The sequence below is a fragment of the Alteromonas gilva genome (assembly GCF_028595265.1).
Classification (GTDB): domain Bacteria; phylum Pseudomonadota; class Gammaproteobacteria; order Enterobacterales; family Alteromonadaceae; genus Alteromonas; species Alteromonas gilva.
On sequence record NZ_JAQQXP010000001.1, the window covers coordinates 1,712,579 to 1,734,267 of the forward strand.

At 51.5% G+C, this 21,689-nt stretch carries 18 protein-coding genes; 14 read left to right on the forward strand and 4 right to left on the reverse strand.

Going from position 1 to position 21,689, the window contains the following annotated elements; translation table 11 throughout:
* Positions 1 to 39: 39 nt before the first annotated feature.
* Genes OIK42_RS07615 through OIK42_RS07625 form a run of 3 tightly spaced genes read right to left on the reverse strand, consistent with a single transcriptional unit; the run spans position 40 to position 2,337 of the window.
* Entirely contained in the window at positions 40 to 1,161 is a 1,122-nt protein-coding gene (locus tag OIK42_RS07615) for a retropepsin-like aspartic protease family protein (RefSeq protein WP_273639547.1), read from the reverse strand.
* Between the two features lie 11 nt (positions 1,162 to 1,172).
* Complete coding sequence (locus OIK42_RS07620; RefSeq protein ID WP_273639548.1) at positions 1,173 to 1,628, reverse strand: acyl-CoA thioesterase; 456 nt, start codon at positions 1,626 to 1,628, stop codon at positions 1,173 to 1,175.
* Positions 1,621 to 2,337 carry a DUF8198 family protein gene (locus OIK42_RS07625; RefSeq protein WP_273639549.1) on the reverse strand — a complete coding sequence of 239 codons (717 nt, stop codon included), beginning with the start codon at positions 2,335 to 2,337 and terminating at the stop codon, positions 1,621 to 1,623. The genes OIK42_RS07620 and OIK42_RS07625 overlap by 8 nt, the downstream gene beginning before the upstream one ends.
* A gap of 150 nt (positions 2,338 to 2,487) precedes the next feature.
* Here OIK42_RS07625 and OIK42_RS07630 point away from each other — a divergent pair, with 150 nt between their 5' ends.
* From OIK42_RS07630 to OIK42_RS07650, 5 genes are all read left to right on the forward strand, one after another.
* The gene (locus OIK42_RS07630) at positions 2,488 to 3,132 is read left to right on the forward strand and encodes an elongation factor P hydroxylase (RefSeq protein ID WP_273639550.1); all 645 of its coding nucleotides are present in this window, start codon (positions 2,488 to 2,490) and stop codon (positions 3,130 to 3,132) included.
* A complete protein-coding gene (locus OIK42_RS07635) occupies positions 3,122 to 4,258 on the forward strand; it encodes an ATP-NAD kinase family protein (RefSeq protein ID WP_273639551.1) in 1,137 nt (378 codons plus the stop codon). The genes OIK42_RS07630 and OIK42_RS07635 overlap by 11 nt, the downstream gene beginning before the upstream one ends.
* 112 nt (positions 4,259 to 4,370) lie before the next feature.
* Positions 4,371 to 4,679: a YfcL family protein gene (locus tag OIK42_RS07640; RefSeq protein WP_273639552.1), complete on the forward strand. Its 309-nt coding sequence runs from the start codon at positions 4,371 to 4,373 to the stop codon at positions 4,677 to 4,679.
* Positions 4,680 to 4,810: 131 nt separating this feature from the next.
* Positions 4,811 to 5,440 (forward strand): FlgO family outer membrane protein, encoded by a 630-nt coding sequence (locus tag OIK42_RS07645; RefSeq protein WP_273639553.1) that lies wholly within the window; start codon positions 4,811 to 4,813, stop codon positions 5,438 to 5,440.
* A gap of 5 nt (positions 5,441 to 5,445) precedes the next feature.
* Positions 5,446 to 6,183 carry a FlgO family outer membrane protein gene (locus OIK42_RS07650; protein ID WP_273639554.1) on the forward strand — a complete coding sequence of 246 codons (738 nt, stop codon included), beginning with the start codon at positions 5,446 to 5,448 and terminating at the stop codon, positions 6,181 to 6,183.
* 145 nt (positions 6,184 to 6,328) lie between these two features.
* Here OIK42_RS07650 and mnmC read toward each other — a convergent pair whose 3' ends face one another.
* On the reverse strand, positions 6,329 to 8,362 hold the full coding sequence (gene mnmC / locus OIK42_RS07655) for a bifunctional tRNA (5-methylaminomethyl-2-thiouridine)(34)-methyltransferase MnmC2/FAD-dependent 5-carboxymethylaminomethyl-2-thiouridine(34) oxidoreductase MnmC1 (protein WP_273639555.1): 2,034 nt from the start codon (positions 8,360 to 8,362) through the stop codon (positions 6,329 to 6,331).
* A gap of 383 nt (positions 8,363 to 8,745) precedes the next feature.
* Between mnmC and fabB the strand changes: the two genes are divergently transcribed.
* From fabB to OIK42_RS07700, 9 genes are all read left to right on the forward strand, one after another.
* Positions 8,746 to 9,960, forward strand: coding sequence for a beta-ketoacyl-ACP synthase I (fabB, locus tag OIK42_RS07660; protein WP_273639556.1), 1,215 nt, complete (start codon positions 8,746 to 8,748; stop codon positions 9,958 to 9,960).
* Between the two features lie 114 nt (positions 9,961 to 10,074).
* Positions 10,075 to 11,217 carry a 4-phosphoerythronate dehydrogenase gene (locus OIK42_RS07665; protein ID WP_273639557.1) on the forward strand — a complete coding sequence of 381 codons (1,143 nt, stop codon included), beginning with the start codon at positions 10,075 to 10,077 and terminating at the stop codon, positions 11,215 to 11,217.
* Between the two features lie 78 nt (positions 11,218 to 11,295).
* Positions 11,296 to 12,312 (forward strand): aspartate-semialdehyde dehydrogenase, encoded by a 1,017-nt coding sequence (locus OIK42_RS07670; protein WP_273639558.1) that lies wholly within the window; start codon positions 11,296 to 11,298, stop codon positions 12,310 to 12,312.
* Positions 12,313 to 12,740: 428 nt separating this feature from the next.
* Positions 12,741 to 16,019 (forward strand): FimV/HubP family polar landmark protein, encoded by a 3,279-nt coding sequence (locus tag OIK42_RS07675; RefSeq protein WP_273639559.1) that lies wholly within the window; start codon positions 12,741 to 12,743, stop codon positions 16,017 to 16,019.
* Between the two features lie 110 nt (positions 16,020 to 16,129).
* The gene (locus OIK42_RS07680) at positions 16,130 to 17,560 is read left to right on the forward strand and encodes a M28 family peptidase (protein WP_273639560.1); all 1,431 of its coding nucleotides are present in this window, start codon (positions 16,130 to 16,132) and stop codon (positions 17,558 to 17,560) included.
* Between the two features lie 161 nt (positions 17,561 to 17,721).
* Positions 17,722 to 18,513 (forward strand): tRNA pseudouridine(38-40) synthase TruA, encoded by a 792-nt coding sequence (truA, locus tag OIK42_RS07685; RefSeq protein WP_273639561.1) that lies wholly within the window; start codon positions 17,722 to 17,724, stop codon positions 18,511 to 18,513.
* A 317-nt stretch (positions 18,514 to 18,830) separates the two neighbouring features.
* Complete coding sequence (gene accD / locus OIK42_RS07690) at positions 18,831 to 19,676, forward strand: acetyl-CoA carboxylase, carboxyltransferase subunit beta (protein ID WP_273639562.1); 846 nt, start codon at positions 18,831 to 18,833, stop codon at positions 19,674 to 19,676.
* Positions 19,677 to 19,699: 23 nt separating this feature from the next.
* Positions 19,700 to 20,935, forward strand: a complete 1,236-nt coding sequence (gene folC / locus OIK42_RS07695; protein WP_273639564.1) for a bifunctional tetrahydrofolate synthase/dihydrofolate synthase — start codon at positions 19,700 to 19,702, stop codon at positions 20,933 to 20,935.
* A gap of 17 nt (positions 20,936 to 20,952) precedes the next feature.
* The gene (locus OIK42_RS07700; protein WP_273639565.1) at positions 20,953 to 21,540 is read left to right on the forward strand and encodes an SPOR domain-containing protein; all 588 of its coding nucleotides are present in this window, start codon (positions 20,953 to 20,955) and stop codon (positions 21,538 to 21,540) included.
* Positions 21,541 to 21,689: the final 149 nt, after the last annotated feature.

Sequence of the window (21,689 nt, forward strand, 5' to 3'; positions counted from 1 at the left end):
AAGCGTAGCTGTTACTCGCGGTGAACAGTCGCCAGTGTATCACCTCGGTGTTAATAACAACTCCGAGCTGCCCTGCTCGAGCTTAAAATTAAACTGTTTAAGTACATTCATCCCCAGCAAACCATCGGCATTCAGCATGGTGTCGCGGGGCAATACCAGCACGCCAATGTCGGTCAGTTCGTAGGGCCCAAGCTGCATGCTTTGAACGCGGATAAGCGGCGAGCGAATAAGGCCACCGGCGGTGCGAACGTCAAACAGCCCCATTACTTTAATCGCATTAAAACGTTTTAAGGTTCGATATAACTCAAAGCTGATCGCCGTGCTGCTGGCCCCCGTGTCGATTAACAACTTTACAGGGCGTTGCAGAATTCTGGCATCGACAATGTATTGATCGCCATAGCGGGTCAGAGCAAGACGCGTCAGCGGCTGCTCAGCGGGTAACCTGAGATCGTCAGTCAGCGCGCTGTCCTCAAGTAAGTCATTGGCGTTGCCATAGCGTTGTCGGATACTGCGTGCGCCGGCATGATCCGGCGCCAGACTGGCCAGGGTATCTTCCATAAGCGTAAATTTTTGTTGTCTGGCGTAAGCTTCTGCCAGCTTGAGTGTTATCTGTTCATCGCTGCTGTTTAACTGATACAAAGGCTCAATAAACCGCGCCAGCAAATCCCAGTCACGGGCATTGTAAAGGGCATCAATGGCATTGGAAACCAGGGTCTCTGTGCGCGTTGTTAAGGCGGCGTGTTGTGGCGGGCTGAACACGGTTAATTCCAGCAGGGTGTAAAAATGAAGCACGGCCGTTGATAAAGGCTTAGTGGCTAAAATTAAGTCGGCTTCCAGTAGCAATAGTGCTGGTGAATGGGGGGCTTCCCTCAGCGCATTGATAAGGTAGCGTTCAACCCTGGCATAGTCGCCATTATTGAGCCATTGACGTACTTCACTCAGGGGTGTAGCCCTTGTCTGCACGGCGTCAGGTGGCACTGCGGTTAGTGACGATTCGGCCCAATCCTCGGTTGGACCGGCAGTTGCAGTAGCAACTGTGCTGGCCGGTTGTGGCTGAGCTGGGCTTTGCTCAGGTTGCACGCGTGGCCACAGTAAATAGCCATTGAGCGCTATCGATGCACACAAGCACAGGGTAATGATTGGGTTGTAGCGCCACATCATCGGAATCTGTTTCAGGCTGTGGGGCGGGGAACGCAGGCCGGCATATACACATCGGCAAAGGCTTTAGGCATACGACTGGGTTGGCCACTGTCGAGTTTTATACACGCAAATTGCGTGCGTCCCTGGTATACCGTTTCGCCACTGCTTTGGCGGATATACTGAAACTCACGGGTCAGCAAGAGTTTGCCGTCGCAGTCAGTAATCCAGGTGGCGCATTGTAAGGTGTCATCTAAAAAGGCCGGTTTGAGGTAATTAAGCTCATGCCGGAAAATTACCATGCCTTTGCCTGCCTGTTGATAATGCTCAAAGCCCAGTCCCAGCGAATGGGAGTGCGCCCAGGCGAGGCGCTCCTGCTGGCTTAAATAGGCAACATTATTGACATGATTATAGTGGTCAATGTCGTTGGCGGTAATGACCCAGTCAGTCACAAACGGGTTGGCATATTGCCACGGGCTCAAATCAGACATCAGGTAGCGGGTTCTCCGTCGTTAGGTCAACCCGACTATCAAGTAGCCTGGCATTGAGTTCGGTTTCTGTTGCGACCACCGGTTCGATAAAGGCGCTTACATCGCCGAGATCCTTAAAGGCGCTAAAACCGCGTTGTAAGAATTCGTGCATACTCAGTAAGCCTGCCAGTTTAGCCGGCCGGCGCGACAGTTTTATCAACAAGCCGACCCCGGGGATGCGAACCACATCGGCCAGTTGCCTGCCTAAACCGGCAACAAGTTTAATTTGCTGTTCGCGATCAGCGTTACGGCCTACAGCCCGATAGGCATTTGCGTACGTGGTGCGATTGAGTGGTTCACCATCAGGCGGCTGCTCACGGCGCAATTCCGCGGCAACGGCCATGTCTAAGTCAAACGATAATGCGTTAAGCCACAGGGCCTGTTCGATAGCTTGCATGGCTTTATTGGGTAAGGCTTTAGCGAGCTTAGGTATGACCCGCATGAGATCGGCATCACGCTGGCTGAAGTCTTTCGGACCATAGAGTTCATCAACAAAAAAATCCATGGCTTTGGCATAGGCCGGCTTTTGCGCCATCTGTGCGTGAGTCGCCAGCAATCGTTCGCACTGCCACTGCTGCAGGGCCTGGATAGGGCGTAATAACTGCATGTTCTCGGCTTCGGTGCGCCGCTTGTTTACCTGCTGCAAATGGGCAATTATCGCATCGACCACGGAGCATCCTTGTGCAAAATAGAGTAATAATACAGATACACTATATTACCCTAAACAGACTAACAAATCTGGAGCCGTCAGGCAGATTTTGCTATTCTGCGCGGCCTTAACCAACCGTAATTTCGGCTCAGAGAACAATTTATCACCCGTATGCAGTATGTCGTTGCCCACAGTGCACAGAAAGTTCAGGAACAGCCAGACCCGGATGTAGCGCCGCTTATGGCGTTGTTCGATGAAACCTTCTATGCCACCTACAACACGCGATTAATAAAAGGCGGTGATGAGCCGATCTACGTGCCTGCCAGTAGTAATACAAAGCATGATGCGCAACCGGCTTTAAGCAGCCCTGCAGCGTCTGGCGCGGCAGTACGTGACTATCATCAGATAGTGTTTGCCAATGGCTATTTTTCCAGCGCGCTGCATGAGATAGCGCATTGGTGTATTGCCGGCGACAAGCGCCGCCTGCTGGAGGATTACGGTTATTGGTATTGTCCTGACGGCCGTGATGCCGACCAGCAGCATGCCTTTGAACAGGTTGAAATAAAACCCCAGGCACTGGAGTGGGCCATGACAATCGCGGCAGGTCGTCGTTTTCAGGTGAGCACCGACAACTTAAATGGCGTAGAGCCTGATCGGGCAGGGTTTACCCGGCGCGTGCGTGCCCAGTTGCAACAGTATATGGAGCACGGCTTCCCCCATCGGGCAGAGAGGTTTATCGACGCGTTGCGACACCAGTTTAACGGCCCGGCCCTCACCAATGACTGGCTGGCCAGGGAGTACCCTAATGAGCAGTGAGACTAACGTATTTCGACTGGGAGTGGTGATTAACCCTTTTGCAGGCATTGGCGGCGCCATGGCTTTAAAAGGCAGCGACGGTGACGCGATACGGGCCCAGGCGCTGGCCATGGGGGCGGCTAAGCAGGCCAACGATAAAATGCGCCGGGCGCTGGTTAAGATAAAAGATGTCGCCCAGCTGGTGACCATATTCACTGCCAGTGGCGAAATGGGCGCTCAGTGTTGTGGTTCACTCGATTTGCCGCATCAGGTGGTTTACACCAGCAACACCGAGGTTACGCAAGCGGCAGATACCGAACAAGCCGTGCAGGCGCTGGTTGACACCGGTGTCGATCTGATTTTATTTGCCGGAGGCGATGGCACAGCGCGCAATGTCTGTCATATCGTGCAGGACAGTGTACCCGTGCTGGGCGTGCCGGCCGGCTGTAAAATTCATTCCGGCGTTTACGCCGTTACGCCTTCTGCGGCTGGTGAAGTGGTGGCCAAAATGCTCACGGGCGAGTTAGTCAGCGTGCGACAGGCCGAGGTTCGGGATATCGACGAGCAAGCCTTTCGCCAGGGTAAGGTACAAGCCCGTCATTTTGGCGAAATGCAGGTACCGGATGAGCTGACCTACGTGCAGTCGGTGAAAATGGGCGGTCGTGAAGACGAGTCGATGGTGGTCAATGAGATTGCTGAATATTTAAGCGAGATTATTCTTGATGAGCCCGACTACCTTTACGTGATTGGCTCGGGCTCTACGATGGCTGAGGTGATGGCTCGCCTTGAACTGCCAAATACGCTGTTGGGCGTTGATGTTGTTCAACACGGCAGCGTCATTGCCGCAGATGTTACCGCCGCGCAGTTACTTGAGCTGGTCAGTAACACGCCCAGCCGGTTAATGATTACCGCTATTGGCGGGCAGGGCCATGTATTTGGTCGTGGCAATCAGCAACTGAGTCCGGCGGTGTTGCGTGCTATCGGGCGTGACAATTTTTATATTGCCGCCAGTAAACAAAAATTACAGCAACTCGATGGCCGGCCACTGCGTTCTGATACGGGCGACGACGCTTTGGATAAGGCGTTAGGCGGTATTGTAGCTGTGATAACCGGGTATGACGATCGGGTTTACTATCCGTTAAAATAGCCACGATCTCTCATTGGTTCGCAGCAGATCAGTACAAGTCAGCCTGCCTGATGGAGGAGGGGCCACTTGATCCCCCTTATTGTTAACATTTAATTGAGGAAAGTGAGACACTATGCAGCAACACGTACCGGCACCGGCGCAATTTGTTACCCTCGTCGAGAAGATTGATCAATCGCTTGATGCGGTAGTTGATCACGGTAGCGACGACGAGCTGTTTATTGCCAGTTACCTGCAGGGCCACTTTGCCGTAGAAGCGCGCAAACTTGAGCTCGATAGCACGGCCAACCTGACGCAATTAGCCAGCAATATGCAACATAGCCTCGACCAGGCCTTTAGTAACAACGAATTGGAAAAAGCCGATCAGCAGGCTGTGTTTACCCTGTGGCAAAAACTGCTGGCTTCCTGCGTTGATGAGGCATAACTTTGCCGCCAGGCTGCCATTGATGGTACCTGAAGTCGCCTTTTCCGGGCGGCGCCGTCAATTTTCATTACGTTTTAAAGTGGTGTGATTATTGCAGCCCCTGCCATATCAAGATAGAGCAGGATCGACACATGACAATTTTTGTGCAGCGCAAAGCGACGCAAATCATCGGTTTGCTGGGCATATTATTGCTGGGCAATGCAGGCGGTTGCAGTTCAGCGCCCGACAATATCGAACTCATCAACGAACAGGTGCCCGACGCCGCTCTGGGCAATGTCGAATACCATACCTATGTGCTGGCCAATGAGCTGTTTGCTAACCTGCGGCCGGTGCGCCAGTCTCGTTATGCTGTTACCGGCTTTGTGCCGGTAGATTCGCTCGCCTATAATGAAAACCTGCAGCATCCGTTGCAATTACTCGGTCACCAGTTGCAGGAAGGCTTGCTCACTGAGGCGACCAAGCGGGGCTTTACGGCACAAGAGTTTCGCCTAACCCAGGATATTATCGTCAGCGACCGTTCAGACCGTGTATTGTCCAGAGACATCGAGTTACTGACCGCGATGGGCCGCATCGATTATTTTATTACCGGTACGCTGGTGCATCAGGAAGCCGGTGCCATTGTCAATGCACGTATTATTGATGCACAAACCCGAGACGTTGTGGCAGCCGCTACGCGTTTTTTTCCGGCGGAGTTGTTTTGGCAAACAGAGCAAGTTACGTCACGAAACGGCCGGTTATATCGCACAGAGAATAAAGGGTAATGGTTATGGGTAAGGTTTTAAAACTCAGCACGGTATTGGTTGCCGCCCTGGCACAGATGGGGTGTCAGAGCCTGGATGAAGAAGCGGCACAATCAGGCCCGGCCAACCGTTTGTCGGTGATGGATATTACGGCCCTCGATCGGCCTGCGCCAGATAATGCGCCAGTGGTAGCCGATGAGACAGAACAATACGGCCTGCTCGGCCAGCCACCGGTGTATTCAAGCGTACAGGGAACCTATAAAGGACGCCCTCTAAGCAAGCACGTTGGTGACTACGTCAAAGTGCTGACTCAGGATTTGGTCGCCAATATGGAGGTGGTCAATAACCAGACTCCGGTGGGCGTCACCCATTTTGCATTACTTGATTCAGCGCTTAACAAAACCAATTTACTGGGTCAGCAGATGGCCGAATCGTTTGTCCACGAGTTACATAAATTTCGTATACCGGTTATCGACTTTAAAGCCACCGACTTTATCCGCGTGACACCGGAAGGTGATTTTCTGTTAACCCGCGATTACCTGGAACTGGAAACGAACTTACCTCTGGAATTTGTGCTGACCGGCACTATGGCGAGGCATCAGGGTGGGGTAATGGTGAATGCCCGGATCATAGGTATTGAGTCACATTCAGTGGTGGCCAGTGCGCAAATGTTAATTCCGTATTATGTCGCCGATGCGCTCATTCCCAGTGATGGCAATGAAAGCGACAGTATGGGTGGGCGCATTAAATTCAGCAAAGGATAAATCTTACCGCTGATTATATCCGGGCGCATTGTTACCGCCTGAGGTCGCCAAGCTGTAACCTTGACTTTAGAGCTTTGCGGAGGCGGCTGGCGCATAACCGCATAACAATGACCCGGCTAAACACCCGCTCACGTTCGCCCTGCCATTATTGCACCGGGCGGCGTAAGTTACGTAGTTGAAAACGCTCGGGTGCCAGCGCTTGCAGCAGAGTTTCGCTCATGGGTAAGGGCTCGTGGCTCAGCTGACTGGCAAGCACTTCAGCCATCAGCGGGGCGGTGGTGAGGCCACGCGAACCAAGCCCGGTTAGCACTAGCAACCGCTGTGCGTCACTGACCTCAGGGTAACTGTTTACATGCTTACCTTTATACAGATCCTCATACCGTTCGGTAATTATCTGCGGCGCTATTACCCCTCCTACAATCGGCTGATGATCGGCAGTGCCAAGACGTATTGCTGCTCTGGCGTGATTGTCGTGGGTCAGCGTTGATGACCAGTCATAGTGCGCCAGTGCTTTGGCATGAATGGCCAGGTTCTCGGTACTTTCTGCTTCTCTGGGTGTTGTATCGGTATCGCCTTTAACATACGTGGAACCAAGAGCATGACGGCCTTGCCAGTCAGGCGTCAGGTAGCCCTTATGGCACAACACGGTTTTCAACTGATTAATTGGCGCCTGGGCCGGCAATGCCTCTACCTGACCGCGCACCGGGCGCAGTGGTAAATGGGCCAGCGCGTCAATACCGGCACATTCATGGCCCGATGCCAGCACAACGCGGTTTGCCTGCCATCGCTGCTCCCCCGCCGTTAAATAAACAGTATCGCCACGGGTGACCTGTGCGGTGTCATCAAGGCCTGCCAGCGTTACCCGGGCATTGTAATGTTCAGTAAGCAAGCCGGTATCCCGCGCCGCCTGTAACTGCGCTGCAACCAACTGGGCGGGGCAAATCCAGCCGCCCTGGCGAATAAACAAACCGCCGTCAGATAACCCAATACCGCTTAACTCGCTGGCCTGTTCGGCCGAGACCGCTGTGACCAGTTCCTCAGGCCATATGTCGTTGTTGATGAGCTTTTGCTGGCGACGTTTTACCTCATCGTTAAAACCAAGCAGTAATACTCCGCAATTGTCATGTTCAAAGGCCAGCCCCGCAGCGCTTAGCGCATCGTAATAGCGTTTTGCATATAAAAAACCATGGGCCTGAATTTGCGCCGGATTACTTAAACTGGCCTGTAATTGCGGGTACAGCCCGCCCTGCCGGTTACCAGAGGCGCCATCGGCCGGCCCCGGACCATGGCCGAACAGCGATACCTTTATACCTCGTGTACACAACGCCAGGGCCAGGCTGCTGCCGGCCAGTCCCGCGCCAACAATAGCAATATGCTCGTTGTTTGTGGCGGTTTCGGTGGGATAGCGATAATGCCATGGCGCGTTAGTGCGCCGCGCTGGTGGCGTTTCGAGCTCACCGGTGAGCATATCCCGCTTGCGCCCGAAACCTTTACGTTTGGTAATGCTAAAACCCGCTGCTTTTAACCCTCTTTTTACGATTCCGGCGGCAGTAAAGGTGGCAAAGGTTGCACCTGGTTTACTCAGTCGCGCCATTTGCGTAAATAAGGTGTCGCTCCACATATCGGGGTTTTTACTGGGCGCAAAACCATCTAAAAACCACGCATCAACCAACCCATTGTGCGGACAATGCCACTGTGGCAGGAGGTCGTGGATGTCGCCAAGCCACAGATCGATAGTCGTGTGCCACTCGCTGAACGCCAGGCGGTGACATCCGGGCAGGGGGGCAGGATATAACTCAATGAGTTTATTTACCTGCGGGCCCACGGCAGGAAACACTGCCAGTGCCTGTTGTAAATCGCTGGCGTTAATCGGGTATTTTTCGGTGGTGACGATAAACAGACGTTTGAGTGGGTGCGATGGATTTGCCGCTCGGAACTGTTTAAACAGTGCCATGGTGATCAGGCAATTAAGGCCGGTACCAAAGCCAGTTTCGGCGATAACAAAATGGGGCTGCTGCCAGGCTTGCCAGCGCTGCGTGATATCGTTACCGTCAATAAACACGTGCCGGGTTTCGTCAATGCCACTGTCATTCGAAAAATAAACATCATCAAAGCTGTCTGCTACCGGGGTGCCCAGAGAATTAAAATGAACATTGGCAGTGCGCAGGCGGTTGGTCATAGATGTGGTGTAATAGTAAGTAAAAAAAGACGCAGTATAGTAACAGTATTGCGCCAGACTGTTGACCCTTATTGATGGTATGGAGGCGTGTTTTCGTCGGCTGGTGTTTTACAAGGTGCGCGTTGCAGCAACGATAATACGCCTGCGAGCTTAGGTAAATAGGGTAAAAAAGTGCGCTTCGCGCTGTCATCAACAACCCGTTATTTGCTGGCGCAGTCCGATATTGCCCTTGAAATCCACTACAATATAACCAAGCTTAATAAAAACAGCGCGGTAAAGGTGGCAATTTGCTGCGAAATCACGTAGAAAAGGGTCGCAAAAGAGCAGACCACTTAGTGTCTCAAAATCATTACTATAGGCGGCACTAACGCAAAAGGATAATTATGAGAAGAGCAGTTATTACAGGACTGGGTATCGTATCCAGTATTGGCACCAATCAAGATGAAGTTACAGCCTCTTTAAAAGCGGGCAAATCTGGTATTACCTTTTCCGAACAGTTTGCTGAAATGGGCCTGCGAAGCCAGGTATGGGGCAATGTCGACATTGACTTCAAAGACCATATCGACCGTAAAATATTGCGTTTTATGGGCGGCGCGGCAGCGTATGCCTATATCGCCATGAAGCAAGCGGTGGAAGACAGCGGCCTGACAGAAGCCCAGATCTCCAATATTCGCACGGGAATCGTGGCCGGCTCCGGTGGTGGGTCGTCTGAAAATCAGGTCGGCTCGGCCGATGTGATCCGCGAAAAGGGTGTTAAGCGCGTCGGGCCTTACATGGTACCGCGCTGCATGGGCTCAACCGTATCAGCATGTCTGGCGACGCCGTTTAAAATACTGGGCGTTAACTATTCTATTTCGTCGGCGTGTGCCACCAGTGCCCACTGTATCGGCCATGCGCTTGAGCTTATTCAACTGGGTAAACAAGACGTTATCTTTGCCGGTGGTGGCGAAGAATTAAGCTGGGCCCTGTCAGGGCAGTTTGATGCCATGGGCGCGCTGTCAACGAAATACAACGATAATCCGGCAACAGCCTCTCGTACCTACGACGCTGACCGCGATGGGTTCGTCAGCAGCGGCGGTGGCGGTATGGTTGTGGTTGAAGAGCTTGAGCACGCCTTAGCGCGCGGTGCAACGATTTACGGTGAAGTGGTTGGTTACGGCGCTACCTCTGACGGTTTCGACATGGTTGCGCCATCAGGCGAGGGCGCAGTACGGTGTATGCAAATGGCATTACAAGGTATTGATGCACCTATTGATTACCTTAATACCCACGGTACCTCTACGCCAGTTGGCGACGTAAAAGAGCTGGCCGCCATTCAGCAAGTCTTTGGTGATTCTGGTGTACCTCTGGCATCTACCAAATCGCTGACTGGCCACGCACTGGGTGCAGCCGGCGTTAACGAAGCTATTTACAGCCTGCTAATGATGAAGCACGGTTTTATCGCGCCATCAATTAACATCGATAACCTCGATGAAGCGGCCGCTGGTTTGGATGTAGTGACGTCAACCCGTGAGACTACCCTCAATACGGTGATGTCGAACAGCTTCGGCTTTGGTGGCACCAATGCCTCGCTGGTAATGAAACGCTACGAGCAATAATCAGCGATATCTGTCGATGATATGAAAGACCGGAGCAGATGCTCCGGTTTTTTAGTTTTTAGCTATAACAAAATGTTTTTCAGAACTATTGGCACTTAATATACACTGCGCTTTATGAAAATACGCTACGAAAACTCATTGCCCCTGGCGGCTGAATTCTTTTCCTCGCTCGGCCATGCCGAGGGGTTTGATACCGGTACGCTCAAGCCCGAAGATCTCATCGGTGTGGATGTACTTGCCGTACGCTCTACCACTCAGGTGCATGCTGAACTGCTCAGTTGTGCTAACCGATTGCTCCTGGTGGGCACCGCCACGGCGGGCATTAATCACCTTGATACCGCCTATCTTGACCGTGCCGGGATCCGTTGGATGTCGGCTGCCGGTTGCAATGCTCAGGCAGTTGCAGAGTACGTACTTAGCGTATTGTTTAATGCCCATAAGCAGCAGATTACCAATTTAAACAATGCTACCGTTGGTATTGTTGGGGCGGGATTCGTGGGCACTGCCCTGGCTGAGTTACTTGAGGTGTTAGGGATTGCCTGTGTGCTGTACGACCCGCCCCTGCAAGAGCGCGGCGATCCGCGTGACTTTGTCTCCTGGCAACGCATTGAAGAGTGCGACGTAATTACGTTGCATGTGCCGTTTACCCGTAACGGTGATTACGCTACCGAGGCTATGATCAATGAGCAGGTACTCAGTAAGCTTAATTGTAAGCAGCTGTTGATTAATGCCTGTCGTGGCGAAGTGATTGACGAGCCCGCGCTGAAACAGCGTTTGATGGCAGACGATGCGCCCGTTGTGGTACTTGATGTATTTGCCAATGAACCCGGCATTGATATGGAGTTGCTGCCCCTTTTGTGGTTGGCGACACCGCATATTGCCGGGCACAGCATTGAAGGCAAATTACTCGGTACACAGCGTGTTTATCAAGCTGTTTGTGAGCTGCTGGGCATCACAGCAGATAAAACCCTGAGTGATTTTCTGCCTGAACGGCCAAATTTGCATCTTGACCTTGAATTATGCCGCGATCAAAGCGACAATCTTGCCCCCGCATTATCACTGGCTTTGTCGGTGTATGACGTGACTAACGATAATAATAACTTTCGTCAGGGAATGACCGGGGCTGAAACTTTCAGTGCAATGCGTAAAGCGTATGGTATTCGCCGTGAAATAGCGGGTCATCAGGTCGATGGGCTGACTCAGGCGCAGCCTTTGGTCGCAGCGCAGCTTGCACAGTTAGGCTTTAACCTAAAATAACGACAGAATGATTACCGTCAGTTTTTTTAATGGCAAATGTTTGCCAAGCAAGTTAGTGTATTAGGAGCACAACCTATTATGTCACAAGCCTTCAACGTAGCCGTTCTTGGTGCCACAGGTCTGGTTGGTCAGACCATGATTGAAATTCTGGAACAACGGAAGTTTCCGATCGCTAAGCTGTATCCGTTAGCCAGTAAACGTTCGGCCGGCGGCACGATTACGTTCAAGGGCGAAGAAGTAGAAGTACTGGATGCCGCTGAGTTTGACTGGACCCAGGTTCAGTTTGGTTTTTTCTCTGCTGGCGGCAGTGTCTCTGCAGAATTTGCGCCACGCGCAGCGGAAGCCGGTTGTATTGTTATCGATAACACCTCACATTTCCGTTACGAGCCGGATATTCCGTTGGTCGTGCCAGAAGTTAACCCACAGGCGCTGGCTGATTTTCGTAATCGCAACATTATTGCTAACCCGAATTGCTCTACCATTCAGATGCTGGTGGCGTTAAAGCCCATTCAGGATGCTGTTGGTATTGAACGCATTAACGTCTGTACTTATCAGTCGGTATCAGGTGCGGGTAAGTCGGCAATGGAAGAGCTGGCCAAGCAAACTGCGGATTTACTCAGCGCACGTGAAATCACGCCAGAAGCCTTCAGCCGCCAGATTGCGTTTAATGCGATCCCGCAAATTGATGTGTTTATGGACAACGATTACACCAAAGAAGAAATGAAAATGTCCTGGGAAACCAAGAAAATCATGGGCGATGAGAGCATTTTGGTGAATCCTACCGCTGTGAGGGTACCGGTCTTCTTTGGTCACGGTGAAGCGATTCATATTGAAACCCGCCAGCCGATTGACGCTGAAGAGGTTAAACAACTGTTAGCCAAGGCACCAGGCATTAAAGTGTATGGCACCCGCGAGGAATTCCCGACGCAGGTAAGCAGTGCCAGTGGTAACGATGAAGTGCATGTGGGACGTATTCGTAACGACATCACCCATCCGAATGGCATCAATATGTGGGTAGTCTCCGACAATATTCGTAAAGGTGCAGCCACTAACAGCGTACAAATTGCTGAAGTGTTGGTTCGCGATTATTTATAATTAGTCGCTCAACACACTTGTTTATGGTGCCAGCGGCATTAAAACAGGGACTAAACTTCTGACCACAGTGGTCGATAATAACAAAAGCGGGCCGGTTCCCGCTTTTGTTGGTTTTAAACTGCCGGAAAACGATTTAAAGCCAGTACCGGTCATCTACTTGCAACATTTTCTAGATCGACTCGGGTAACTGGTTTATATTTTGTATAAGAACAAAATACGGTAAACGCGTAAACACACATCAGAGCGAGTTATCGGTGATCTGCCATCGGTTGGTTTACGGTTACTGTACCCTGATAAATACGGGTAAATTGCCAACATAACAACAAACACGCCAGGTGGTCCGCGCTATGATACCGCTGCTGGCATTTGCGAATGTGAACCAGTAATGCTACAGGTCGCATGACGCTTTAGGGCAAAAAAGGAACGCTATGAAATTGCATTTAACCGGCTGCTTGCTACTAATAATGCTATCCAGCATGATGAGCGAACCGGTTGCAGCACAAAGTACTCCGCTGCGAGGACCTAAAGACGCTACCAATCAGTATTCCGGCGTAGTGTTTGGCCCGATTGACTCCGACGATACCTTGTGGCGGGTTGCGAATCGTTACCGGCAGAATCCGAACCTGTCTATTTATCAGGTTATGGTGGCGATTTACGAACTTAATCCTGATGCCTTTGAACAAGGCAACCTCAATTTAATGGTCGACGGGGCAACGCTACGGCTCCCCTCAGAACGCTATATTGCCCGCATAGATAAGGAAAAGGCCCGTCAAAAGGCCGAAGCCGATGATGCCGCGTTTGCGCGTATGGCAAATCAACCCGGCGACAGCCTGCGTAATCTCAAACCGCCCGTTCCACTGGTGAATCAGGATGATTTAAGCCAAACCAAAACCCAGATTGAACAACAGCTTTCGCAAATCGATCAGTCGCAGGCCCGTCAGTTTGAAGAGTTACGCAACCAGTTTGCGTTATCGATAGACAGTGTTCAGGCCTTGCTTGACGATAATCGACAACTGTACGAGCGCATTGACAAAATAAACGAAGATCTGAATGAGTTGCGCAATCGGGTTGGCGAAGATGTAGAAGCTAAGGTTGATGAGCAGTTAGCGCTGCAAAAAGAGCTGCGTGAACTGTTGATGAGGGAACGCGCAGAAAAAGAAGCCGAAGCTTCAAGTTCGCTGATGAACAAGCTCACCAGCCCAATGGCACTGATCATCGGCAGCGGCTTACTGAGCGTATTAATGATAGCAGGGTTGGCCGTATGGTTAGTAAAGCGTAAACCTGCGACCCGCGAAGAAAAAAAACAACCTGAGCAGGAAGCGCCCCGCCAGCCTGAAGAAGGTATTGCCGATTTATCCACCACCGTCGATAGCGATTTAGGTGATGATGAGCTTTCGGATGAAGAGCTGTTCAACGATGATGATTTGCTCGATGATGTGTTGTCATCTGAACTGGAAGAGTCGCTGAATGAAGAAGACAGCTTTGACTCCCTCGATGATGATATGTTGGTGCCGGAAGATACCGATGAATTTGACGTCGGTGACTCTTCGTTGGATCAGGACGATCTTGATAACCTGTTTGACGACGAGTTCAGTAAAACTGACAGTGACGAAGCCATTGACCTGTCTGATGATGACGACCTGCTTGATGAGTTTGACAGCGGCGACGATGAGACTGAAGAGTCGGAATCGGCTACTGACGAAGAGCTGGCAGCACTGCTTGATGGCACAGACGAAACCGAAGACGGCACTGATGCACCCAAGCAAGATGCTGACGATGACAGTGCAGAAGAACTCACCGACAGTGATGATATTGATGCGTTGCTGGCTGCCGAACAATCGACTGACGATGCCATAGCAAGCATTGACGACGACGATGATACCCCGGAGATATCCATCGATGACTTGCTGGAAGAAAACCAGCAAAACAAAGTTGAAGAAGCCAGGTTACCAATAGAAGACGGCCCGGTTGGCGAAGAAATGCTTGAAAAACTGGACGAAGAAATCGTTCAGCAATCGCAGGAGCTGGATCGCCTGACCGACAGCATTATTGATGAAATGGACCAGATCGACATGATGGGCGATTTGCTGGGTGATTGGGACGAGGACGAAGACGACAGTGATGCTGCTGAGGACGAAATCACTACCGATACCGCCGCCGTCGACGATCAGGCCAAGTTACGCAGTATCGACGATATCACCGACGATTTAGACGACATCGATTTAGATAATATCGAAAACGCTGACGCATTTAATGACCCATTATCAGACGAGTTACTTGCCGAATTAGAAGCAGAGTTACCGGAAGAAGATATTGACGATGAAGCACTGCCGGAAGATGCAGATATTGATGAAAGTCTGTTTGAGCAGGATGTCAGTGATGATCTGACCAATGAATTGCTCGAGGAGCTCGGCGTAGAAGACGAGGCCGAAGCAGGCACTGAGGAAAGCCCGGCAGATAACGCAGATACCGACGATGATGACGATATTGACGATGAGTTAACCAAAGAGCTGCTGGCAGAATTAGAACAGAGTGATGACACACCCGAGCCTGAAGCTGAGCCGGAGCCTGAAGCCGAGTCTGAGTCTGAAGCTGAACCCGAGCCTGAAGCCGAGTCTGAGTCTGAAGCTGAACCCGAGCCTGAAGCGGAGTCAGAGCCTGAAGCTGAGCCGGAGCCTGAAGCCGAGTCTGAGTCTGAAGCTGAACCCGAGCCTGAAGCGGAGTCAGAGCCTGAAGCGGAGTCAGAGCCTGAAGCTGAGCCGGAGTCTGAAGCTGAGCCGGAGTCTGAAGCTGAGCCCGAGCCTGAATTAGAGCCCGAGCTTGAGCCGGAAGCAGAACCAGAGCCTGAAGAGTCACAGAGCGATGAAGATCCGCTGGAAAAGGCACTGGCTGATTTCGATAAGCAAATGATGGATGATATTCCATCTTTGTCAGGCGGATACGAACAAACTGAGGCGCATTCAAGTAATGATTTCGATGATGACATCCTTGATGAGGCGTTAAGCGATTTCGACAGTGATGCTGATAGTTTCGAGCTCGAACAGGAACAAGATGGTGTTCTGCCAGGTGAACAAAATGACGCGCCGGCAAGAGCAAAAAATCAAAGTATTGAGGTCGATGAACTCGAAGACGTTCCGGGGTTAGATGACTGGCTGGATGACGCCGACGGCGCAGAAGAGCTGTCGATACTGGACGATCTCGATAACAGTGAGTTTGACGATCTCTTAGGTGAGTTAGGCAATGAGTCTGACACATCGCCTGAGCAAGCGGACGAAGAGCTGAAACTGGACAATCCGGATTTAGATCTCGATGCACTGTTCAGTGAAACAGCAGATGAGAGCGACCCGGACCTGGCCCCGGCAACCGACGATAAGACAGAGTCAATGTCGTCACCTGGTGAGGAAGACGACTATGTTGATGTCGACACCCTCATGGCAGAAGCCGATGATATCCTCGATGAAGAAGAAGAGCGCGAGCTTGAGCTGGACGTGAGTCTGGGTGAATTCAGTGGCGTAAATGACGATGACGATGTGTTCGATATCGACAAAGATGCCGGCCAGAACGCCAATCTTGATTTAGCCAGGGTATACATCGAAATGGACGATCACGAGGCAGCTAAAGAACTGCTCGAGGAAGTAATGAACAAAGGTTCTGAGGCGCAGCAGGAAGAAGCACGCAGCCTGATTGACTCATTGACAAACCAGTAATATCCCCAACGTTTATGCAGCGCGCTGGCGTTATATGCATTGATACCTGTCGCTGATAACCCGGTGTTATCGGCGACATTTTTATTTGGTTATTAATAGGAATACAACACATGGACTATAGTCGCCGTAAACAAGTTAATCAGCGCTCGTTAACAGGCGCATTTGTGGTTGCAGCGGGCCTGATTTTTGGCGCCGTGCTGCCGGGCCAAGCCGCGCTTTCAGACCAACAGGTTACCACCCTCGACACGATCAAAAGAGACGTGTCAGCTGCATCGCACTCCTATCAGCTTATCGAATCACTCACCACCGAAGTGGGTGCGCGTATGGTGGGCACCCCCGGTGCGGATCTGGCTACTGACTGGGCCGTTAACAAAATGAATCAACTGGGTTTCGACAAGGTCTGGGTGGAAGAAAGCGACGCGCAGCTATGGCAACGCGGCGATCTGAGCGCGAGTATCACGGCGCCGTATCCGCACAAATTAGTGGCTATTGCCCTGGGCGGTAGTGTGGGTACCAATGGCAAGCCAGTCGAGGCAGAGGTGGTGTATTTTGCTAATTTGCAGGCCCTTCAGGACGCCCCGGCAAACAGCCTGACAGGCAAAATTGCCTACGTCGGCTATCGCATGGAGCGCCATATCGACGGTCATGGCTATGGCAAGGCTGTTGGTGCACGGGTAGCTGGTGCCAGTGCGGCGGCGCAAAAAGGCGCGGTGGCATTTGTCATGCGTTCGGTGGGAACCGACACTAACCGCATTGCTCACACCGGAATGATGCGCTACGAAGATGGCGTTAAAAAAATTCCGGCCGTGGCCCTGTCTAACCCGGATGCTGATTTACTGGAAAATATGCTGCACCGCGAAGAGCCGGTGAAGTTTTCATTAACCACAAACGCCAGCGGACCCACTGGTAAAACCGTGACCATTGCCAATGTTATTGGTGAAGTCACCGGCAGTGAGTCGCCGGACGAACTCATTACGCTGGGGGCACACATCGATAGCTGGGATGTGGGCACCGGTGCAATAGATGACGGTATCGGAATTGGCATTGTGTTGGCGGCCGGACACTACATCGCCAATATGCCAACGCGACCGGCACGGACCATTCGCGTAATCCTATTTGCCGCAGAAGAGATAGGTTTAGTTGGCGTACGCGATTATGTGGCACGGCACAAAGACAATATCAGTAACCATATGATTGGTGCGGAATGGGATTTTGGTAATGGCCGTATTTATCAGTTGGAGCCCGGAGTGGGGCCTTCGGCGTTAAATTCGATCCGCGATTTTGCAACCTATTTAGCACCAATGGGCGTCGCCCTGGCACCAACCAATACCGCCAAAGGTCAGTCAGATATGAGTCTGCTCGGTGCAGCAGGGCAACCGGCTGTGAACTTTGCTCCGGATGGCCTGGATTACTTTGATTATCACCATACTGACAATGACACCCTGGATAAGGTTGATCAGGAAGCACTAAAAGTGAATACCGCCATTTACACACTTTTTGCCTGGTACGCTGCCAGCAGCGAGGTGAATTTTCATCAGTAGCACGGCGTTTACGCAGCACTCACAACCCAGCTGCTAAGCGCCTTTGGCGTTGCTTGCAGTCAGTGAATTTGAACAGATGGTAAAATTCACTGACTGCAATTGCCCAATCGCCTGTCATTACGTAAACTTACGCCCCCAAAGTCAGCCAAAGCAGTGAAACGATGACCCGTATAGCCCTAGGTATTGAATATGATGGTGCCCAGCATTTTGGCTGGCAACGACAGCGTGAAGTGCCCAGTGTGCAGGGCTACCTGGAAAAAGCCCTGTCGACCGTCGCCAATACGCCGGTAGAAGTGCAATGTGCCGGGCGAACGGATGCCGGTGTGCATGCAACCGGTCAGGTGGTGCATTTTAACTGTACTGCAGAGCGCCCGCTCAAAGCCTGGACCATGGGGGTAAATGCAAACCTGCCAGACTCAATTGCGGTAAAATGGTGTACCCCGGTGAGTGATGATTTTCATGCCCGCTTTTCGGCTACCGGCCGGCGCTACCGCTACGTGATTTACAATCATAAAATGCGCCCGGCAATACTGCACCATGGCGTTACCCACGTCCACCGCGACCTTAACGAACAGCGTATGCACGAGGCGGCGCAAGCGTTGCTGGGTGAACAGGATTTTAGTGCGTTCAGAGCGGCATTGTGTCAGTCGAAGAGCCCATTTCGTAATGTCACCCGGGTCACGGTGAGCCGCCAGGGAAACTACGTCGTTGTTGATATTAGTGCCAATGCGTTTTTGCATCATATGGTGCGGAATATTGTTGGCTCTCTGATTGAGGTGGGCAGTGGTCACCAGCCCATTGAATGGATAGCTCAGTTACTGGCCGGGAAAGACCGTACCGTGGCGGCGGCCACATCAAAGCCAAATGGTTTATATCTGGTGGCAGTGGATTATCCTGCTGAGTTTGGCTTGCCTGCACCCACCCTTGGCCCATTGTTTTTACCTGATAACTAAACCGCGTTTAATGGCCGGGTACGGAGGGCTAGGCTAGAGTGGGCAACCCGTCGCCGTATTAACCAAACACAGGTAATTGACCACACGCAGTACAGTGAATAACCAACCTTTGAAGAAACGCTCTAACTCAAGGTTTACAGTTATAAATATTTATACTTCTTAGACCAGTTTTACTTTTCGCTATTACTTTGAATATGCTCTAATATGGGCCACATTGGCAGTCGCCGCAGAACATAATTTTCAATCTTGTTGCCAGCGCACTAACAAACAGTACAAAGCGCTACGGTAAAGATTACTAAAATGAGGATATCTCTGGCATGAGCTGGATTCAAAAAATTCTTCCAAAAAACCAAACGTCTACTAAAGGGAATGTACCTGAAGGGATTTGGACCAAGTGTAACGAATGTCAGGCCATGCTGTATAAGCAAGACCTCGAAAAGCAACTTGAAGTCTGCCCTAAATGCGACAACCATATGCGCATTGGCGCACGTAAACGTCTTGATGCGTTTCTCGACGCCGGGGACCGCCAGGAACTGGCCAGCGAACTGGAACCGCAGGATATACTCAAGTTTAAAGACTCCAAGCGTTATAAAGACCGTATCAGCGCGGCGCAAAAAGCGACTAACGAAAAAGATGCACTGATAGTCATGAAGGGCAAGCTCAAGGGCATGCCGGTTATTGTTGCCAGCTTTGAGTTTGCGTTTATGGGCGGGTCTATGGCATCGGTAGTGGGGGCGCGTTTTGTCGCCGCGGTTAACGCCGCCATTGAGCAAAACTCGCCGCTCATTTGTTTTTCTGCCAGTGGTGGAGCGCGTATGCAGGAAGCGCTGCTGTCGTTAATGCAAATGGCCAAAACCTCTGCCGCCTTGGCAAAACTAACCAAAAAAGGCTTGCCGTATATTTCGGTGATGACCGACCCAACCATGGGCGGCGTGTCAGCCAGCCTGGCGACACTGGGTGACATTAACGTTGCAGAGCCTAAGGCTTTGATTGGCTTTGCCGGCCCACGGGTTATCGAACAAACTGTACGTGAAAAACTGCCGGAAGGTTTCCAGCGCAGTGAGTTTTTACTTGAAAAGGGCGCAATCGATATGATTGTTGACCGCCGCCAAATGCGCGACAAGTTGCACAGCGTGCTGGCCAAACTACACCGCCCTGATTAAATACCAGGGCCAACGGCCTGAATATGTCTAGAAATTTGCAGCAATGGCTCAGTTACCTTGAGTCCATTCACCCCAGTACAATTGATATGGGCCTGGAACGTGTTGCCCGCGTAGCCAGTCAACTCAATATTCACTTTACCAGTCGCGTCATTACGGTTGGCGGCACGAACGGTAAAGGCACCACTTCAGCACTTATTGAAAACGCTTTACTCGCCGAAGGCCTGAGCGTTGGTGTGTATAGCTCGCCACATTTACTTGATTACCGTGAACGAGTGCGGATCAACAATACGCTGCCATCAGAGGCTGTCTTTTGTGCTGCTTTTGAACACGTTGAGACAGCACGCGGTGATACCAGCCTGACGTATTTTGAATTTGGCACCCTGGCAGCTATGTTAATGCTAATGGATGCGGCGGCTGATGTGGTAATTCTGGAAGTGGGGCTGGGAGGCCGGCTGGATGCCACCAACATTATTGCCCCCGATTGCGCTGTTATTACCAGTATTGGTCTTGATCACCAGGATTGGTTAGGCGACACCCGGGAAAAGATCGCCACCGAGAAAGCCGGAATTATCAGGCCCCGAGGTAAAGTAGTGATTGGTGAGCCCGCGCCCCCTGAAACCTTAAACGACGCGGTAAAAAACCTCAATGCCGATGCCCTGTGGGCCGGCCTGCAGTTTAGTATCGCCGCGGCCGCGCAAGGTGTGGTATTTACTCACGGTGATTTCAGTGTTGAACTACCTCACACGGCAATTCCACTGAACAATGTGGCCACTGCAATGGCGGTGCTAAGACATGCTGACTTTGCGGTCAGTGAGGCCAGTATGCAGCGCGCAGTGGCTGCCACCGCGTTACCAGGACGGCGCCAGCTTATTGCCACACAACCGGCTACTTATCTGGATGTGGGGCATAACCCACAGGCGACAGAATCACTGGTGGAATGGCTCAATACCAAAGCGTTTCAACAATTACATATTGTGATTGCTATGCTTAATGATAAAGCGCCGGCGGCATCTCTGGCACCTTTTTTACCCTTTGCCCCACAATGGTATCTGGGCTCTACTCATGGCCCGCGGGGGCTTGGTTCAGAGCATCTGGCAAAAGCGTTGCCAGAGGGTCAGGCAACGCAGTTATTCGCTGATGTCGTCAGTGCTTATGAGACTGCGCGATATGCTGCCAATAACGACGACCTGATTTTAGTGGTTGGCTCTTTTCATACGGTTGCAGATATTCTGGCGTTACCGCACAATACAGAAAACTAACAACGGGAACTCAGACAGTGGCGTCAGCGTTACAAAACAGATTAGTAGGTACGGTTATCCTGGTCGCCGTAGCGGTGATATTTTTACCTGATATGCTCGATGGTAAGAAATCGCGCAGCTCTGATGTGTTCGTTAACGTACCGGCGGCCCCCAATAAGAAACCGATTGTTAATCCGGAGCCCTTTCCGGAGGAGCGGGTTAAAAATACCGCTCAGCGTCCTGTAGAGATTGTTGATGAGCCTGCGTTAGACGATCAGCCCACCGCCAGCGCCGATACCCCGGCTCCTCAGGACGCTGCCGAAGAACAGGACGATCTTGCGTCACAAACAGTAATAGAGGCGCCTGATGAAGCCCGGCAGAGTAATGGCTGGGTAATACAATTAGGTAGCTTTCGGCATTCCAAGAACGTCAAACAGCTGTTAGATAAGCTCGAAAATGCCGGTTACCGGGCATTTAGCCGACCCATTGTGACCAGCTCTGGCCCGCTCACGAAAGTATTTGTAGGGCCTAATCTCAATAAAAATGAGCTGGACGATGCGCTGTCTCACCTGCAGGAAATTACCGGGCTGCGCGGCAAGGTTACGCAGTTCAGTGTGAATGGTTAAGCAGGCACCTGAATAGGTGAGCAATGAATTTTTACAAGGTTTTAATCACCAGGACAGTTAAGTTGACACCAACACACAACACAGGTGTCGAACACTGGTAATCAGTCTGACTTCTGGTAGAATGCGCGCGAATTCCACGCGATGCTGAT

Coding starts and splice junctions, on each gene's coding strand:
- OIK42_RS07620 (WP_273639548.1), bottom strand. CDS start 1,628: ATGTCTGATTTGAGCCCGTGGCAATATGCCAACCCGTTTGTGACTGAC.
- OIK42_RS07630 (WP_273639550.1), top strand. CDS start 2,488: ATGCAGTATGTCGTTGCCCACAGTGCACAGAAAGTTCAGGAACAGCCA.
- OIK42_RS07635 (WP_273639551.1), top strand. CDS start 3,122: ATGAGCAGTGAGACTAACGTATTTCGACTGGGAGTGGTGATTAACCCT.
- OIK42_RS07645 (WP_273639553.1), top strand. CDS start 4,811: ATGACAATTTTTGTGCAGCGCAAAGCGACGCAAATCATCGGTTTGCTG.
- truA (WP_273639561.1), top strand. CDS start 17,722: ATGACCCGTATAGCCCTAGGTATTGAATATGATGGTGCCCAGCATTTT.
- OIK42_RS07665 (WP_273639557.1), top strand. CDS start 10,075: ATGAAAATACGCTACGAAAACTCATTGCCCCTGGCGGCTGAATTCTTT.
- mnmC (WP_273639555.1), bottom strand. CDS start 8,362: ATGACCAACCGCCTGCGCACTGCCAATGTTCATTTTAATTCTCTGGGC.
- OIK42_RS07675 (WP_273639559.1), top strand. CDS start 12,741: ATGAAATTGCATTTAACCGGCTGCTTGCTACTAATAATGCTATCCAGC.
- OIK42_RS07640 (WP_273639552.1), top strand. CDS start 4,371: ATGCAGCAACACGTACCGGCACCGGCGCAATTTGTTACCCTCGTCGAG.
- OIK42_RS07650 (WP_273639554.1), top strand. CDS start 5,446: ATGGGTAAGGTTTTAAAACTCAGCACGGTATTGGTTGCCGCCCTGGCA.
- OIK42_RS07615 (WP_273639547.1), bottom strand. CDS start 1,161: ATGATGTGGCGCTACAACCCAATCATTACCCTGTGCTTGTGTGCATCG.
- folC (WP_273639564.1), top strand. CDS start 19,700: ATGTCTAGAAATTTGCAGCAATGGCTCAGTTACCTTGAGTCCATTCAC.
- OIK42_RS07680 (WP_273639560.1), top strand. CDS start 16,130: ATGGACTATAGTCGCCGTAAACAAGTTAATCAGCGCTCGTTAACAGGC.
- fabB (WP_273639556.1), top strand. CDS start 8,746: ATGAGAAGAGCAGTTATTACAGGACTGGGTATCGTATCCAGTATTGGC.
- accD (WP_273639562.1), top strand. CDS start 18,831: ATGAGCTGGATTCAAAAAATTCTTCCAAAAAACCAAACGTCTACTAAA.
- OIK42_RS07670 (WP_273639558.1), top strand. CDS start 11,296: ATGTCACAAGCCTTCAACGTAGCCGTTCTTGGTGCCACAGGTCTGGTT.